Source organism: Ruegeria sp. YTSC199 (assembly GCF_059609725.1).
In genome coordinates, this window is sequence record NZ_JBXWMF010000016.1 from 1 (window position 1) to 15636 (window position 15636).

Below are 15636 nucleotides of genomic sequence, written 5' to 3' on the forward strand. Positions count from 1 at the left end.
ATCCAGCAAAATCAACCATCTTGCCACCCAACTCAACATGCAATGAATACAACGGTGTGCGATTAATCTCGGTCATGGGTCCAACCTTTCTTAGGTCATAATCTTTGAATGCCGCATTTGCCCGTTCTGCGCCAAGGCTGTTTGTTGCCCAACTTCCCACGCCTGTGTCGCAAGTCAACAGGCAGGGAACTTTGATCTGTGTCAGGGCTCGCCCGTTGCGGGCCGGGTAAAGGGTATACACCCGTATGCTGCACCCGTGTTTCTGATAGGAAACTTTTTTCTCTTACGCAACATCAAAATTCGGAAATCCAAACAGTCCCACGGCCCGCACCCCCTAAGCTGCTGAGATTTTTGCCGGACGTCCGCCGAACACCTCTGGCCCCTGCTTGCAACCTACCCTAAGACTTTGCCCGAGAGGGACCGCCATGTCACATATAACACTGGTACGCCACGGACAGGCTAACACCGACGCGCGCGATGAAAAGAGCTATGACAAGCTCAGCGAGCTGGGTCACCAACAGGCGCGCTGGCTGGGCGCGCATCTGCAATTCACGCGGACCAGCTATACACGTGTCTATTGCGGTACGCTGACCCGGCACATCGAGACCGCCGCCAGCATGGGACTGACCGAGCCCGTCCGCGATCCCCGGCTGAACGAGATCGAATACTTCACCATTGCCAGGCTGTTCGAAGAGCAGCACGGTGTGGTGATCCCGACGGACCGGGAAGGGTTTGTAGATCATCTGCCTCGCACCTTTGCCGCCTGGGCCAACGGTGAAATCAAAGATGCGCCCGAAACATTCGACGCGTTCGAGGCCCGCGTCTCGGGCGCTCTGCGTGACATCGGCACCGAGGGTGGCCCCGCGATTGTGGTGACTTCGGGCGGGTTGATCTCGATGGTGGTGCGGCAGGCCATGGGGCTGGATATTCCGTCGATGGCGCGGGTGGCCCTTGCCATCATGAACACGTCAATGCATCGTCTGCACCCGATTGGCTCGCAGCTGAGCCCGGTTCTGTTCAACGCTGTTCCGCATCTGGAAGCGCCGGACCGGCAATACGCCCAGACCCACCTGTAACCCCGGAGGTCCCTGATGCAGCTTTACTATGCCCCCCGGACGATCTCGGTCGCCGTTGCCATCGCCTTGGAAGAGGCCGGACTGGAGTATGAAGCGATCCGGCTGGACTTTATCGAGGGCGAGCAGACAAAACCGGCCTACAAGCAGATCAACCCCAAAGGCCGCGTTCCGGCGTTGGCCGTAGAGGGCGGCATCCTGACCGAAACCGGAGCTCTGCTGGAATATATCGCAGCGAAGGCCCCCGAGGCCGGGCTGGTGCCCGCTGATCCGGTCTTGGCTGCTCGCATGCGTGAAGTGATGTTTTACCTCGCCTCGACCATGCATGTGAACCACGCCCACAAGCTGCGCGGATCGCGTTGGGCCGACAAAAAAACCAGCTGGAAGGACATGAAAGGCAAAGTTCCCCAAACGATGACCGCGTCTTGTGACTATATCTCGTCCAACGGGTTGCGCGGGCCGTTTGTGCTGGGCGATGCGTTCTCGCTGGCCGATGCCTATCTGTACGTGGTCTGCAGTTGGCTGGAAGGTGACGGCGTTGACGTATCGGCCTTTCCAAAGATTCTCGCCTTCCGTGAGGCGATGGAGGCTCGGCCTTCGGTTCAGGCGGTGCGCGCCGCAGGAATGCTCTGACAAAAGGAAATACGATGACACATCTCTGGGTCCGGGCAGAACAGCGCCCGAACGAGGAACGGGTCGGGCTGACCCCCAAAGGTGCCGCCACGCTGATCGCTGCGGGCATCCGCGTGACGGTCGAGGAAAGCTCGGTCCGCGCCATCCCGATTGACGGCTACAAGGACGTCGGTTGCGAGATCGCGGCTGAGAATTCGTGGCCTGAGGCCCCGCAGGACGCGATCATCTTCGGGCTCAAAGAGCTGCCCGAGGACGGCACGCCCCTGCCCCACCGCCACATCATGTTCGGGCACGCCTATAAGGGCCAGCATTCCGGCCGCGCGCTGCTGGAACGGTTCAAGGCAGGTGGCGGCACGCTGTATGACCTGGAATATCTGGTGGACGAAAATGGCCGTCGCGTGGCTGCCTTTGGCTATTGGGCCGGGTACGCGGGCGCAGCTGTGACGCTCAAGACATGGGCCGCGCAGCAACGGGATGAGGAATGCCCGCCGGTTGGCGTCTATCCCAGCAAAGACGCACTGAATGCCGAATTGCTGACTGAGCTGGACGCCACCGGCACCGACCGTCCCCGCGCCATCGTCATCGGCGCCTTGGGCCGTGTTGGCACCGGCGCCGCAGACCTGTGCGAAGCGATGGGCGTGAGCGTCACCAAATGGGATATGGCCGAGACCGCCAGCGGCGGGCCATTCCCGGAAATCCTCGATCACAACCTGTTCCTGAATTGCATCTTCGCGCGCCCCGGCACGCCGGTCTTTGTCCCGCAAGAGGCGCTGACCGCCCCGCGTAACCTGACTGCCATTGGCGACGTGGCCTGCGACCCGGACAGTGATTACAACCCGGTCCCGGTCTATGATCGCGCGACCACATGGGACGCCCCCGCTCTACGCGTGGCCTCCGATCCGGTGATGGACGTGATGGCGATTGACAACCTGCCATCGATGCTGCCGGTTGAAAGTTCGGAAGACTACGCCGCGCAACTGCTGCCCTCACTGCTGACTCTGTCCGATCTGGACAGCGGCGTCTGGGGCCGGGCAGATGCAACATACAAAGCGCATATCGAAGGGATCTGAGCAATGACGATTCACTGGTGTGGTACCGGCCTGTCGGCCATCCCCGGCCTGCGCCGCCTGATCGAAAGCGGGCACAAGGTCACCATCTGGAACCGGACCATCGAAAAGGCCAAGGCCGAGGTCGGAGACCTGACCAACGACATCCGTACCTTTGATATCGACGCACTAGGCGCAGTGCTGGAAAAAGGCGACGTGATCGTATCAATGCTGCCGGGCGACTGGCACGTGCCGCTGGCGGAACTGGCGATCTCGAAAGAAGCCAGTTTCGTCTCGTCCTCTTACATCGCACCCGAAATGCGCGCGCTGGACGACAAGGCGCGCGAGGTCGGTGTGGCGCTGGTCAATGAGGTGGGGCTGGATCCGGGCATCGACCACCTGATGGCCCACGTGCTGGTCGCGGACTATCGCGCGTCGGACGCGTTCGATCCGCAGAACCACCTGAGCTTCATCTCGTATTGCGGTGGCATCCCCAAGAACCCCAACCCATTCCGCTACAAGTTCAGCTGGTCACCGCTGGGCGTGCTCAAAGCCCTGCGCTCGCCGTCGAAATCAATCCGCGATTACGCTCCGCTGGACGTCACCCGCCCATGGGATGCGATCACCAGCTACATCGCACCCCTGCCGACACCGGAAAGTTTCGAAGTCTATCCGAACCGCGACTCGATCCCCTTCATGGCCGAGTACCAGTTCGAGGAACACTGGCCGGTCAAGGAATTCGTCCGCGGCACCCTGCGGCTGAACGGCTGGGCCGATGCATGGTCGGACGTGTTCACCGAGATCGAGACACTTTCAGGCCCCGAAGGCGATGCGCGTCTGAAAGAGATGTCTGATCAGTTCTGGGCCGAGAACGCCTATGACGAAGGCGAGCCCGACCGCGTGGTTCTGTGCGTGGGCCTGAAGGCGGAAAAAGATGGTATCCCGGTCTGGCACAAGACCTATGTGATGGATGCGTGGGGCGACGCACGCGGCACCGCCATGGCCCGTCTGGTGTCTGTGCCTGTGTCGCTGGCCGTCGAGGCAGTGCTGAACCGCGCCATCCCCGCCGGTGTCCACGCCGCCCCCAGCGACCCGAAACTGGTGCAGGGCTGGATGGCTGAGATCGACAAACTGGCCCAGCATCTGCAGTTGGTGGAACACTTTAGCTGAACGAATGGCACCGTCCTTATCAAGACTAGGGCGGTGTCATCAGTTCAAAGCGACCTGCGTGAGATCAACGAGGTTGCGGCGCAGTTGCGGACTAAAGATATGCTCGTTTATGTATATCCAGCCCGCTTCGTTTTGTTCTTTAAACCCTTCGTAGTATTCAACCTTACCGTCGTTCACGCATTCGAAAGCCCGATGAAGGATAAGGTACTGAGCCGCGCTTTCAGGAGAATTGCCCGGCGAGACAGCCCCCAAATAAGCAGACTGAAAAACCTCTTTGGACTGCCAGCCCCCGCTCTCAATCAACTCCATCACTGTTTTGGTGTCAGTTTCCGCGAATGCTGCTTCGAGCTTTTCAGGGTTCATTTCTACCCACTTCGTTAATGCCTCATCACAGGTCAACACCGGATAGCCTGCCCGACGTTCGGGTAATAAGGGCGGGCACTCAGGTCCTGCAAATGCACATTCTTCAAAGAAGCCTTCCGCCGTTTGATCGTGTGCCAAATCCAACCAATACGCTTCTCTGAATGCGTCAACTGCTGGCCCATACTGCTTCAATTCAAGCCGCATCCGCCCAAGTTCGCGTGGCATCCATAACAAGCGCTCATTTTCCGCAGCCGGATATTTCTCCATCAACCGAGTATAAAATGCATCGGCCTCTTCGTACCGCTCCAACTTTTTCAAAAGGCGAAAACGCTGTTGCATCGTGTAGGTGTTCGCGGGGCCCAGACGATGGGCCTTTTCGATAGCGTCAAACGCGGCCTCATTATCCCCAAATTCGCCCAGAACATAACTGACCCACTGCCAAGCTTGGCGTTCATCTGCATTGAAAGCAACCGCATCCTCGAAGTCCTGCAAAGCACGCTACAGGTCCTCCCGTGTAACACACGCTCGGCCACGATAGATATGGAGGACTGCCATTTCTTTGGGCTTGTAACTCCTGACCTGCAGAAGCCTGCTGCAGCCCTGAACGGCCGCCTCTGGTGTGGTTTCCGGACTATGGTAACCCTCCGCAACCATATCTGCGGCCAAATCATTACGTTGATTTTGCTGATACAAAATAAATGCAGCGGTCAAAATCAGGCACGCCGCTGCCAGCCTCACAAATCGCCAACTCAATTGCCTGCCCCTACAATGCGCCAATCAACTTAAACGCTTTCTTTCTGGCATAGCTTCTGATGAGTGGCCATCTGCCTCCTCGAAAGTCGGCTGACAAAAAAAGCCATCCCGAAAAGTCGGAATGGCTTATTCTCGATCTGAATTCTCTCAGATGTAGCGCTCGATCACGTCGTCGATATCGCTGCGATTGATACCAAGCTCGGCCAGATCCTGATCGGATAACCAGTTCAGTTCCTGTGCGGCACGTACGATGTCCGATCTGATCGCTTGCAGCCGCATCGCCCGGTCAAACAGCAACACGGAACTGGCGTTTACCGATGGTTCGTTGTTGGGTTTGGAATCCAGCATTCTCTCCTCCATATTTGATGCCCGACGCGGCGCCTGGATCACTGCACTTGGCGGTGATAGGGCTGCTTGTGGTAGACGCTTTCATAGGCGCGCCGATTGATGTCACAGCGGGGAATGCCGATGTCTTCCAATTGCTCGTCAGTCAGCTTTTCCAATGACCGGACGGTTTTGGCGTAAATCCCGCGGCGGAATTGTTCGACCCGTGCTTCGGCGTAATTCGAGAACATACCGAAGAAGAGCCCCTTCTGCGGAGTAACTGTTTGTGCGTATCCCATGACTTTCTCCTTTCAGTCTGAATTGCATTTGTTGTTGCTAAAACAGATAAAGGCAGCCCGCGTTAACGCAGCCGGAGGAGCAGATTAAGACTGGTTAATGTGTTGGGTCAGTGCGCGTTGTCGGATTCCTTCAGATACACATGCGCCAGATCGACAAGGTTTCGACGCAGTTCGGGATTGTATAACCTTTCCGCATCCTCCCGAAGCTCTTCCGCGGAAACTCCACCACCGTCAGGAAAGTGGAATGTGCCCCCGGAAACGCATTCGAACACCCGGGCCTCGACCAATAATCTGCGTGCTTTTTCCGGCGTAGCCCCCTGAGCAAACGAGCGAATGGTCGTCGTGTACACAAACTGAAGCAGAAAGTCTTTTGTCCGGTCTTGTCCTTCAACCTGTTCAACCAATGACGGCTTATCAGCGTCTTCAAAGAGTATTTCGGCCAGATTTGGGTGCAGGGCCGCAAACTCGGCGCTTGCCTGATCACAACTTACGGAAGGATAAGTTGCGCGTGCCCCGGGAAACAACGCCGGGCAATCCGATCCAGCGAGACCACAGGTTTCAACGAATTTCCTGCGCGCATATGCATCGTTGGGATCTTTCCTGAGAGCGCGGGCAAATGCCTGCGCTGACGAAGTGAATTCCTGAGCTTTCCACCGAAAGAAACCAGCATATTTCCACGCCCATGATCCTACTTCATAGTGCTCCACCGCGTGTTCCACAAAGGGTTCGATTTCACTCAACCTGTCCAAACTGCGTAAAAGCTTGGCTTTTGTTTCCATAGAATAGTCATTCCCCGGAGCGATCTTCAGAGCGCCCTCTATCGCTTCCAGAGCCTGCAGGTAATCTTCGCTCCTGATAAAAACCATGGCCTTCCACTGCAACGGCACTTCGCTTTCGGGGTCGGCTGCAATTGCCAGATCGGCCTCACGCTTTGCGGCCTCCCAATCCTTCAACCCCATGTAAAGCCGCATTTTATTGCGGTAAGCCAAAGAGCGCTCAGCCGGATCGGAGACGGTCCAGTCCAACAGCAGATCGCAGGCGTCGAGAGTGGTTTGCACGTCACCCTTATCCGAGCTGCAGATATCAACCAACCTGTCATGTTTCTTGCGCAAAATCGGCAGCGCCACGATACACAGCACGACCAGAACAATGGCAACGCGGACAAATGTCAGTTTGCGTTTCGGGGGATCAACAGGAGTATCAGCGTTCATTCAATCAACCAAAAGTATATTCGGCTGGACTGAATCAAACCTGTACAGGTTTGTAAATTGCCTTGAAAACGATGCCCGCAAAAAGTGCGGGCATTCTATCTACATCAGATCGTTTTCCACATCCTCGGCCGAAATCCCCAGCGCATCCAGACCGTTCTCAAGGTGATCCGAAAGGTGCGGCGTGCCGATCAGGTAGTCGGCGCAAGGGGTCGAGGCCTCGGACTTGGCGGTTGCGATCGCCTCGGCCAGATCCTCGGCGAAAAAGCTCTCGCGCCCGATCCACATGACAGCGACCAGTTCGGCCTGCTCATCTTCGCCCATACGGTCGATAAAGGCGCGCAACTCACCCTCGGCGCGGTTCAGTTCGCGCCCCATCATGGCGACCTGAGCGATTTTTCTTGCCGAGATTTCCAACATGACCCAACTCCTCGTGTTCGCGGTTTCCATCCTAGCACAACCACTCGGCGGCTGCTGAGTCTTTGATCTTACGCAAACAAAGTGGCCTTATGGCTCGCGAATACGGGAAACCGGGTGACCGGGAATGGGGGCGCTGCGAAACGGACGGAACCGGGCTTTTTTGACCCACAGTTTCAACGCCTGCCACAGTATCAGGACAAATGCGCGGCGGGCACCGAACGGGCGGCGCAGCAGCGACCACAGGATTTTGCCATCACTGAGCGGTGCACGCGTCCCGGTCAGCGTTGCAATCAGCCCGCCATCCTTGCGCCCATAGTCGATCCAGACCCCCACCCGGTCGGGGCGATAGTCGAACCGGAAGGTATATGTGCCTTCGACCTTCTGAAACGGCGAGACATGCATCAGCTTTTCCGCCATGATCCGATCCGAGGGCTGGATCGGCGCAAAACCGGGGTTGTGGCACAGGTAACTGTGGCGCGTGCCGTAGGTGTTGGTGACCTCGGCCACCACAGCATAAAGCTGTTCCTCACCGTCGAAGCAAAACCAGAAACTGACCGGGTTGAACACATGGCCGAACACGCGCGGCTGGGTCAGCAGGGTGATACGGGCCGGTTGGGTGACACCCATCTGGTCGAGTTGCTCGCGCAGCCAGACGGCACCGTGCCCTTTGCCCGGCTCTCCGCCGTGATCGCGATTCCGCCAGTTGGTGACATTGACCCGGTTCATGGAAAACAGCAGCGGGGTAGCCGGGTGGCCTTCCGGGTCCAGCAGAATGTAGTCGACGGAATAGCGAAAGGCGTTCTGAACAGCCCCCTTCCGCCCGTGAAAGGTATGGCCTGCGATATGGTCGACCCTGTTCACGCTGCGTTCTCCGCTCTGCCTGTAAACCTTTCAAACGGCATTCTTTTCCTCATCTGTTTGTAACAGATAATACGAAAGTTAGCCCGATACGGATCAAAAACCGCAAACAAAGTGATCCGCCTTGGGCTGCCCCGCGTAATGTGGTTATGTTTACCGAGATCGATACCGCGACCTTGGATGAACCGGTGGCCGAGGGGCCAGCACTCAGGCCTTGGCGCGCTAAAAAACGCATCAGGGGCAAGCCGGTGAACAAAGCGGATGGCAGTTGCGACACCAGAGCTGAGTGGGTGAGCCACGTCAGCCGCATTCGAGATGCTCAGGATCAGGCGGCTTTTGCCGAGCTGTTCCAGCATTTCGCGCCGCGGATCAAGGCGTTCCTGATCAAGTCGGGATCAGACGCGACGCTGGCCGAGGAATGCGCGCAGGAGGTAATGGCGACCTTGTGGCACAAGGCCCATCTTTTTGATCCCACCCGCGCAACCGTGGCGACCTGGGTGTTTACGATCGCAAGGAACAAGCGCATCGACGTCCTGCGCAAACAACGCCGCCCCGAACCCGAGGACTTGTGGTGGGGCCCCGAGGCGGAACCGGAGCAGGACGACGTGATCGCGCTGCAACAGGAAACCGCGCAACTGCGTGACGCCATGGCGGCGTTGCCCGAGGCGCAACGAGAACTGATCGAAAAAGCCTATTTTGGCGATCTGAGCCACCGCGAGATTGCATCGCAGACCGGATTGCCGCTGGGCACGATCAAATCACGCATACGGCTGGCGCTGGACCGCTTGCGCCACGCGATGAACTGAGATGATGACGATGAGCAACAAGATCAAACATCACCTGACAGACGACCTGCTGATGGCCTATGCAGCTGGAACACTGCCCGAGGCGTTCGACCTGATGGTCGCCACGCATCTGTCTCTGTGCGACCACTGCCGCGCCCGAGCCGAGAGCTTTGACGCCGTTGGCGGCTGTGTCCTGCAAGAGCAGGACAGTCCGGTCAGCATGAGCGATGGTGCTTTGGCCGCGACCATGGCGCTGATTGCCCAGGGCGCGCCTATTGCGAAACCGACCCGTCCGGGGTGTTCGGTTCTGCCCGCACCTCTGCAGGATTACGTGGGGGGAGATGTGAACGACATCAAATGGCGCTCTATCGGCATGGGTGTTAAGCAGGCGATCCTGCCGACCTCACGCGAGGCCAGCGCGCGCCTGTTGTTCATCCCCGCCGGTGCAGCCGTGCCGGACCACAGCCACAACGGCGTCGAACTGACGATGGTCCTGCAGGGTGCATTCTCGGATGAGGTGGACCATTTCGCCCGCGGCGATGTCGAGATTGCGGATGAAGACCTGCACCACACGCCGACGGCGGATATCTCGGAAGATTGCATTTGTCTGGCTGTCACTGACGCACCACTGAAGTTCAGCAAACTGATGCCGCGCCTGTTTCAGCCCTTTCTGCGTATCTGAGGCATCGGAGCGGTTCGTGGTACACTAACCCGCTATTGGTCTGGGAGTTGATAATGAAAACGCGTTTGATCCTGAGTTTCGTCTTTGCTGGCCTCGCAAGCGCTGCGTGGGCGCAACGCGCGGCTGAAGTAAAGTTCGAACCCGGAAATTTCGGAACAATGGTCAGCGGAACCATTACCGGAGACGAGTATTTTGATTACAATCTCGGCGCCCAGGCCGGGCAAGAAATGTTTGCCGAGCTTCAAGTCAGCGACACCAACGGCAATGGCGTGATTTACTTCAACATCCTGCCGCCGAATAGCGACGGCGTCGCGATCTACAATGGCTCGATCAACGGCAACACCGCCCGAATCGATCTGCCGGAAGACGGAGATTACACGATCCGGGTCTACCTTATGGGTAATGATCGGGACACCGGCAAGACGGTCGGCTACAATCTGGACCTCTCGATCCAGTAGCCTTACCCCTCAGACTTGCCCAACGGAACGACGTTGGTTTGGTCATCGGGTGCGAGTTCTTCGAAGTCGAAATTGTCCAGCCGCTGCGCCCGGCGCCCGGCCTTCTCTGCGCTGATCTTGATCTCCGAGATGTCCTTGGCCGCCTGCCCGAAATGGCGGTCCAGATTTGACACACGGTCCCCCAGCCGCTCGACATCCTTGTGAAGCAAACCCAATTCCTTGCGGATCGCGCCCGCCTGCTCGCGCATCCGTGCGTCCTTGAGAATTGCGCGCATGGTGTTCAGCGTCGCCATGCAGGTAGTCGGCGAAACGATCCAGACACGTTTCGAAAAGCTTTCCTGCACCAGTTCTGGGAACTTGGCGTGCAGTTCGGCATAAACGGCCTCGGACGGCAGGAACATCAGCGCACCATCGGCAGTTTCGCCGTCCAGAATGTATTTCTCGGCAATGTCGTTGATGTGCTTGCGCACCGTGCTGCGGAACATCTGCACAGCTGCTTTCAGTTCGGCATCATTGGTCGAGGCGATCAGTGCCTCATACGCTTCCAGCGGGAATTTGCTGTCGATCACAATCGGCCCCGGCGGGTTCGGCAGGTGGATCAGGCAATCCGCGCGGCGTCCGTTCGACAGCGTTGCCTGCAGTTGGAAACTGTCCGAGGGCAGCGCCTTCGACACGATGTCGTTCAGCTGAATTTCCCCAAACGCGCCGCGGGTCTGCTTGTTCGACAGGATATCCTGCAGCGACAACACATCACCCGACAGCTTAGTGATGTTGTCCTGTGCCTTGTCGATGGCCGCCAGTCGTTCCTGCAACTGCGTCAGCGAGGTCGCGGTTTGCTTGGACGATCCATGCAGCGATTCCTTCATTCGCTCCTGCATCTCGGCCAAAGCCCGCGCTGATTTCATCGCGTTGTCCGCCAGCCGGTCATTCATCTGCTGCTGCACCGAGGACAGGCGCGATTCAACCGTCTGGATCACCTGCACCTGCGCATTGGCCTGCGTGTCCGAGACATGTTGCAACCCGCCCCGCAACTGCTCCTGCCCCTGCCCCAGTTGCTGCACGTTTTGGCCCAGATGGGCCATCTGCCGCGCCAATGGTTCTGCCATCCGGGCAGACCGCTGCGCCGCCCGCAGCGACAGGAACAGCAGCAGCAGGATCAACGCTATGACGCCGCCCCCGATCAGCATCACGGGGTCATTCAATGCAACTTGGGTGCCAGCAATCTCGATCATGTCGCCTCGGATGTTCTTGTTTTATTCTTCATAACCCGGCAACGCTGCCGGATCAACTGCGGCCGAACAAACGCTCGATATCGCTCAGCTTCAGTTCCACGTAAGTTGGTCTCCCGTGGTTGCACTGACCGGAATGGGGGGTTGCCTCCATCTCACGCAGCAAAGCGTTCATCTCTTCGGCCCGCATCCGGCGGCCTGACCGGACCGAACCATGACAGGCCACCCGGCTGAGGATCGCCTCGATCCGTGCCTGCACCGTCTGGCTTTCGCCCTGATCAGCCAGTTCATCAAGGATATCCAGGATCATCGCACGGGCATCGACCTCACCCAGGATGGCCGGCGTTTCGCGCACAGCGATGGCACCGCCACCAAAAGGTTCCAGCGTCAGCCCAAGGCGCGACAGGTCATCGGCCACCGCCATCAAACGCGCGCAGTCGCCCTCGGACAATTCGACGATTTCGGGGATCAGCAACGCCTGCGCGGCGACGCCATTCTCGGCCATCTGGGTTTTCAGCTTTTCATAAACCAGCCGTTCATGCGCCGCGTGTTGGTCGACAATCACCATGCCATCGGCGGTCTGGGCGATGATGTAGTTCTCATGCACCTGCCCGCGCGCCGCGCCCAAGGGCAGGTCGGCCATTGGCGTTTCTTCTGAAACGGGCGCAACAGGCATCGGTTCAACAACATTGCCACTATAGTCCTGCGATAGTTCCGCAAAGCCCGGAGCTTGCGCCCTGTAGGCCGCCTGACGCGCTGCGGGCGATGGCCGGTCCATCTGATACACGCGCGCAGGTGCAGGTTGAGAGGGGAGCGCCGGTTCGGGTCGCATCGCCCCCAACGTGGCATTGGCAACGGTGGTCGAGGCCCGGTGCCCCGCCTCTGCCAGCGCATGCCGTAGGGCTGAGACGATCAGCCCGCGCGCAACGCCCGGATCGCGGAACCGCACCTCGGACTTGGCGGGATGGACGTTCACATCCACCAGCGTCGGGTCGCAGTCGATGAACAGCGCCGCCGCCGGGTGCCGGTCACGGCTGAGGAAATCGAAATAAGCCGCCCGCAGCGCACCGGTCAGCATCTTGTCTCGCACCGGTCGGCCGTTGACGAACAGATACTGCGCCACCGCCGCGCTGCGGGAATAGGTCGGCAAGGCGGCATAGCCATATAACCGAATACCTTCGCGCGTGGCGTCGATCTGTAACGCATTCTCGGCAAACTCGCGCCCGATCACACGGGCCAGACGGGCATGCAACGCGTCGAACAGATCGCCATTCTCACGGTCGGCACGGAAAGTCACACGCCCCTCACCCCCGCCTGAGACATCGCGCAGGGTAAAGGTGATGGCAGGCTCGGCCATGGCCAGCCGTTTGACTGTATCGGTGATCGCCTGCGCCTCGGCCCGGTCGGTGCGCATGAATTTCAACCGGGCGGGTGTGGCAAAAAACAGGTCGCGCAGCTCGACCACCGTACCAGCTCGCAGGGCGGCTGGTTTGACTGCCTCCATCTTGCCACCAGACACGTGGACCTGCGCCGCGTCGGAGCCCGGCACCCGGCTGGTGATGGTCAGCCGCCCAACCGCGCCCAGCGACGGCAGGGCCTCGCCCCGGAAACCAAACGTGTGAATGTTCAGCAGATCCGAACCGTCGATCTTCGAGGTCGCATGTCGAGACAAGGCAAGCGGCAGGTCCTGCGCCGAAATCCCACAGCCGTCATCGGTGACGCGAATCAACGTCTTGCCGCCATCAGCGATATCAATGGCGATCCGTGCCGCACCGGCATCAATGGCGTTTTCCACCAGTTCCTTGACCGCCGAGGCCGGACGTTCCACCACCTCGCCCGCAGCAATACGGTTGATGGCGGCATCATCAAGTTGCCGGATAATGGGTGGGTTTTCGCTGATATTGGGGTGTGTCTGCGCCATACCACCAGACCTAGCACAGGCGCGCACGATTCTGCCACCGGTTTGGATGCCTGATTTTTGAGGAGGGGGCGTTCGAACAATCGCGCCCTGCCTATTTCAACAAACGGCAAACTGGGTCGCGATTGTCCGAACGATCCGAAGTGAGTGGTGGTCATTCAGAAATATTCTGCAGGCGGCTTAGCACGAATAATGCATAGCAAATCATTAACTCTGCATGCCCTTGCAGTCTGAGCAGGTTTCAGCCGACCGGTCGCGGACAGAGGTGGCAGGAACACGCCGTGTCAAGAGGCCTGGGGCGCTCCGGCGCGGGTACGGCATGGTCCCCACAATGCGGCAGAGGCCAAGATCAGGCCCGACATGGTGGCAATCATGCCCGCCGCGCTGACAGCGTCTGCTCTGCCCAGCCACAGCGGCCCATACCCCGCCAGCACATAACCCGAAACCGCCGAGACACTCGCGAAGACAACGCTCCACGCAATCTGGGTTTCCAGTCGGTTGGTCATCATGCGCGCGGCTGCTGGCGGGCAGATAAACATGGCGATCACGATGATCGACCCCACCGCGTCAAAGGCCGCCACGGCAGATATCGCCGCAACGATCACCAGCGCCATGCCCAGCGCGCCGGTGCGAATTCCGATGGTGCGTGCGAAGCCTTCGTCAAATGTGGAAATCTTCAGCGGTCGCCAGAACAAACAGGTGAACAGGATCACGCCCACCAACGTCAGCGCGATGCGCGGCAGTTCCGGCGGCAACCCGGCCAAGGCCGCCAGGTCCAGCAATGATGACCAACCCACCGCATCCAGCCAGATAAGACTTTCCAGATTGCCATAAAGCGCGTGTTCCACATCCAGATGCACGGTTGAAGTGTCGGTTTGTTCCAGCAACAGTACACCGCCCGCGAACATGGTGGTGAACACAACGCCCATCGCGGCACCAGGCTCGATCTGGCCCAGCCGCCGGATCGCCTCGATCATCACCACGGCCACCACCGCCGCTCCTGCCGCGCCCAGCATCATCGGCCAAGTCGAGATCGCCCCGGCCAGGATAAATGCCACCACGATGCCTGGCAGCACCACATGGCTAATCGCGTCCCCTATCAGCGCCTGCTTGCGCAGCACCAGGAAATTGCCGGGCAGCGCGCAGGCAATTGCAGCGAAGGTGCCAATCAGAAGGGGTGTCAACGAAAGGGGGACGAACTCTTGACCGCTCATCAGGGCACTCCCTGTGGGCCGCCGATCTGGCGGTCGATCTCGGTGATCTGGTCGCGGGTCAACACCGTCTCGATATCGCGCAGCCCGTCATAAAGCGCCGCCGTTGCCTCATGCGCCTGATCGGCGCGGACAATCTCCCAGCGTTTTTCGTCGCGCAGGGCTTTGGCCGCACGGGCCTTGCCGGCCTCGGTGGCGACACCATCGGCGCGGGCCAGCCCGGCGCGTTTCAACAGGCGCACGGTAAGTGGCTCATAGATTTTCTGATCCTGCGCCAGCGCCAGCAGACCTTGCCGGATATGTACCCGGCGCTGAAATCGCAAGTGTTTCAGTACCGCCGCCAGAACACCCCGGACCGGCGCCAACAGCAGGGACAGCGCAAAGAAAGCAAAGCTGACCAGTACGATGATTGGACCCGTTGGCAGGTTCGGAGCCGAGGCCGAAAGCGCCGCGCCCAGATACCCAGCCAAACCACCCGCGAGACCGGCCAGCAGTACCACGCGGTCTGAACGTTCGGTCCAGAACCGTGCCGTAACGGCCGGGATGATCAGCAGCGCCACGATCAGGATCAGCCCGACGATTTTAAGGCCGACTACGGTGACGGCCATCACCAGACCCATCATCGCCAGATCGATGCGATGCACCGGCAAGCCCCGCGCCGCGGCATATTCCGGGTCGAAGGCCACCATCGTCATCGGGCGGCGGATGATCATAACCAGTACCAGTGTTGCCGCCCCGCCAATCGCAATGATCAGCGCATCAGCCCACAGCATCCCAGCAGTTGACCCCAGCAGGAACCCTTCCAGCCCGGCCTGCCGCCCTACGCCCATGGTCTGAATGACGGTCAGCAGCACGACACCAAAGCCAAAAAATACCGATAGCACCGCCCCGATGGCTGCATCCTCGGCCAAACGCGTCCGGCGGGTCAGCCAGTTCATGCAGAGCAGACCGATCCAGGCCGAGATCGCCGATCCGGCCAGCAGGCCGATCAGGTTGCGCCCGTCCCCGCCAAAGGCGACCAGAACAATGAAAGCCAGACACACACCCGGCAGGGTCGCATGGCTGATCGCATCGCTGACCAATGCCCGTTTGCGCAGAAACAGGAACGTTCCGGTGACTCCGGCCGAGATGCCGAGCAAGGTCGCACCAACGGCGACCAGCGTGGCGTTATAGCCAAGCTGCAGGGTAAGAGCGTCCCAAAGCATG

The 15636-nt window shown here is 59.4% G+C and carries 17 protein-coding genes; 7 read left to right on the plus strand and 10 right to left on the minus strand.

Features of this window, described 5'->3' with window-relative positions; translation table 11 throughout:
* Nucleotides 1-425 precede the first annotated feature (425 nt).
* From AC2FEE_RS15520 to AC2FEE_RS15535, 4 genes are read left to right on the plus strand one after another with little or no spacing between them, the layout of a single operon-like run.
* Nucleotides 426-1076 (plus strand): histidine phosphatase family protein, encoded by a 651-nt coding sequence (locus AC2FEE_RS15520; protein ID WP_496866231.1) that lies wholly within the window; start codon nt 426-428, stop codon nt 1074-1076.
* Nucleotides 1077-1091: 15 nt separating this feature from the next.
* The gene (locus AC2FEE_RS15525; protein ID WP_496866232.1) at nt 1092-1706 is read left to right on the plus strand and encodes a glutathione S-transferase family protein; all 615 of its coding nucleotides are present in this window, start codon (nt 1092-1094) and stop codon (nt 1704-1706) included.
* Between the two features lie 14 nt (nt 1707-1720).
* The gene (locus AC2FEE_RS15530; protein WP_496866233.1) at nt 1721-2776 is read left to right on the plus strand and encodes a saccharopine dehydrogenase; all 1056 of its coding nucleotides are present in this window, start codon (nt 1721-1723) and stop codon (nt 2774-2776) included.
* A gap of 3 nt (nt 2777-2779) precedes the next feature.
* Nucleotides 2780-3922, plus strand: a complete 1143-nt coding sequence (locus tag AC2FEE_RS15535) for a saccharopine dehydrogenase family protein (protein WP_496866234.1) — start codon at nt 2780-2782, stop codon at nt 3920-3922.
* 39 nt (nt 3923-3961) lie between these two features.
* On the opposite strand, the gene AC2FEE_RS15540 is transcribed toward AC2FEE_RS15535, so the two are convergent.
* The 6 genes from AC2FEE_RS15540 to AC2FEE_RS15565 all read right to left on the minus strand — a co-directional run bounded on the left by AC2FEE_RS15540 (nt 3962) and on the right by AC2FEE_RS15565 (nt 8150).
* A complete protein-coding gene (locus AC2FEE_RS15540) occupies nt 3962-4777 on the minus strand; it encodes a tetratricopeptide repeat protein (protein WP_496866235.1) in 816 nt (271 codons plus the stop codon).
* Between the two features lie 408 nt (nt 4778-5185).
* The gene (locus AC2FEE_RS15545) at nt 5186-5386 is read right to left on the minus strand and encodes a DUF1127 domain-containing protein (RefSeq protein WP_496866236.1); all 201 of its coding nucleotides are present in this window, start codon (nt 5384-5386) and stop codon (nt 5186-5188) included.
* Nucleotides 5387-5424: 38 nt separating this feature from the next.
* A complete protein-coding gene (locus tag AC2FEE_RS15550) occupies nt 5425-5661 on the minus strand; it encodes a DUF1127 domain-containing protein (protein WP_496866237.1) in 237 nt (78 codons plus the stop codon).
* A 107-nt stretch (nt 5662-5768) separates the two neighbouring features.
* On the minus strand, nt 5769-6872 hold the full coding sequence (locus tag AC2FEE_RS15555) for a tetratricopeptide repeat protein (protein ID WP_496866238.1): 1104 nt from the start codon (nt 6870-6872) through the stop codon (nt 5769-5771).
* Between the two features lie 99 nt (nt 6873-6971).
* Nucleotides 6972-7289: a DUF3775 domain-containing protein gene (locus AC2FEE_RS15560; protein ID WP_170326413.1), complete on the minus strand. Its 318-nt coding sequence runs from the start codon at nt 7287-7289 to the stop codon at nt 6972-6974.
* A gap of 87 nt (nt 7290-7376) precedes the next feature.
* Nucleotides 7377-8150, minus strand: a complete 774-nt coding sequence (locus AC2FEE_RS15565; RefSeq protein WP_496866239.1) for a DUF1365 domain-containing protein — start codon at nt 8148-8150, stop codon at nt 7377-7379.
* A gap of 146 nt (nt 8151-8296) precedes the next feature.
* Here AC2FEE_RS15565 and AC2FEE_RS15570 point away from each other — a divergent pair, with 146 nt between their 5' ends.
* The 3 genes from AC2FEE_RS15570 to AC2FEE_RS15580 are packed head-to-tail and all read left to right on the plus strand — an operon-like array spanning nt 8297 to nt 10072.
* On the plus strand, nt 8297-8953 hold the full coding sequence (locus AC2FEE_RS15570; protein WP_496866240.1) for a sigma-70 family RNA polymerase sigma factor: 657 nt from the start codon (nt 8297-8299) through the stop codon (nt 8951-8953).
* Nucleotides 8954-8963: 10 nt separating this feature from the next.
* On the plus strand, nt 8964-9614 hold the full coding sequence (locus tag AC2FEE_RS15575) for a ChrR family anti-sigma-E factor (protein WP_496866241.1): 651 nt from the start codon (nt 8964-8966) through the stop codon (nt 9612-9614).
* A 53-nt stretch (nt 9615-9667) separates the two neighbouring features.
* Nucleotides 9668-10072: a hypothetical protein gene (locus AC2FEE_RS15580; RefSeq protein WP_496866242.1), complete on the plus strand. Its 405-nt coding sequence runs from the start codon at nt 9668-9670 to the stop codon at nt 10070-10072.
* A gap of 2 nt (nt 10073-10074) precedes the next feature.
* Here AC2FEE_RS15580 and AC2FEE_RS15585 read toward each other — a convergent pair whose 3' ends face one another.
* The 4 genes from AC2FEE_RS15585 to AC2FEE_RS15600 all read right to left on the minus strand — a co-directional run bounded on the left by AC2FEE_RS15585 (nt 10075) and on the right by AC2FEE_RS15600 (nt 15635).
* Complete coding sequence (locus AC2FEE_RS15585; RefSeq protein ID WP_496866243.1) at nt 10075-11304, minus strand: DNA recombination protein RmuC; 1230 nt, start codon at nt 11302-11304, stop codon at nt 10075-10077.
* Between the two features lie 52 nt (nt 11305-11356).
* Nucleotides 11357-13222: a DNA mismatch repair endonuclease MutL gene (gene mutL, locus AC2FEE_RS15590; protein ID WP_496866244.1), complete on the minus strand. Its 1866-nt coding sequence runs from the start codon at nt 13220-13222 to the stop codon at nt 11357-11359.
* Nucleotides 13223-13503: 281 nt separating this feature from the next.
* Nucleotides 13504-14433 (minus strand): metal ABC transporter permease, encoded by a 930-nt coding sequence (locus tag AC2FEE_RS15595; RefSeq protein WP_496866245.1) that lies wholly within the window; start codon nt 14431-14433, stop codon nt 13504-13506.
* Nucleotides 14433-15635 carry a metal ABC transporter permease gene (locus AC2FEE_RS15600; protein ID WP_496866246.1) on the minus strand — a complete coding sequence of 401 codons (1203 nt, stop codon included), beginning with the start codon at nt 15633-15635 and terminating at the stop codon, nt 14433-14435. The genes AC2FEE_RS15595 and AC2FEE_RS15600 overlap by 1 nt, the downstream gene beginning before the upstream one ends.
* Nucleotide 15636: the final 1 nt, after the last annotated feature.

Bases quoted from the DNA above. Each gene is read 5' to 3' on its own strand.
- AC2FEE_RS15520 (WP_496866231.1), top strand. From the start codon at position 426: ATGTCACATATAACACTGGTACGCCACGGACAGGCTAACACCGACGCG.
- AC2FEE_RS15525 (WP_496866232.1), top strand. From the start codon at position 1,092: ATGCAGCTTTACTATGCCCCCCGGACGATCTCGGTCGCCGTTGCCATC.
- AC2FEE_RS15530 (WP_496866233.1), top strand. From the start codon at position 1,721: ATGACACATCTCTGGGTCCGGGCAGAACAGCGCCCGAACGAGGAACGG.
- AC2FEE_RS15535 (WP_496866234.1), top strand. From the start codon at position 2,780: ATGACGATTCACTGGTGTGGTACCGGCCTGTCGGCCATCCCCGGCCTG.
- AC2FEE_RS15545 (WP_496866236.1), bottom strand. From the start codon at position 5,386: ATGCTGGATTCCAAACCCAACAACGAACCATCGGTAAACGCCAGTTCC.
- AC2FEE_RS15550 (WP_496866237.1), bottom strand. From the start codon at position 5,661: ATGGGATACGCACAAACAGTTACTCCGCAGAAGGGGCTCTTCTTCGGT.
- AC2FEE_RS15555 (WP_496866238.1), bottom strand. From the start codon at position 6,872: ATGAACGCTGATACTCCTGTTGATCCCCCGAAACGCAAACTGACATTT.
- AC2FEE_RS15560 (WP_170326413.1), bottom strand. From the start codon at position 7,289: ATGTTGGAAATCTCGGCAAGAAAAATCGCTCAGGTCGCCATGATGGGG.
- AC2FEE_RS15570 (WP_496866240.1), top strand. From the start codon at position 8,297: ATGTTTACCGAGATCGATACCGCGACCTTGGATGAACCGGTGGCCGAG.
- AC2FEE_RS15575 (WP_496866241.1), top strand. From the start codon at position 8,964: ATGAGCAACAAGATCAAACATCACCTGACAGACGACCTGCTGATGGCC.
- AC2FEE_RS15580 (WP_496866242.1), top strand. From the start codon at position 9,668: ATGAAAACGCGTTTGATCCTGAGTTTCGTCTTTGCTGGCCTCGCAAGC.
- AC2FEE_RS15585 (WP_496866243.1), bottom strand. From the start codon at position 11,304: ATGATCGAGATTGCTGGCACCCAAGTTGCATTGAATGACCCCGTGATG.
- mutL (WP_496866244.1), bottom strand. From the start codon at position 13,222: ATGGCGCAGACACACCCCAATATCAGCGAAAACCCACCCATTATCCGG.
- AC2FEE_RS15595 (WP_496866245.1), bottom strand. From the start codon at position 14,433: ATGAGCGGTCAAGAGTTCGTCCCCCTTTCGTTGACACCCCTTCTGATT.
- AC2FEE_RS15600 (WP_496866246.1), bottom strand. From the start codon at position 15,635: ATGCTTTGGGACGCTCTTACCCTGCAGCTTGGCTATAACGCCACGCTG.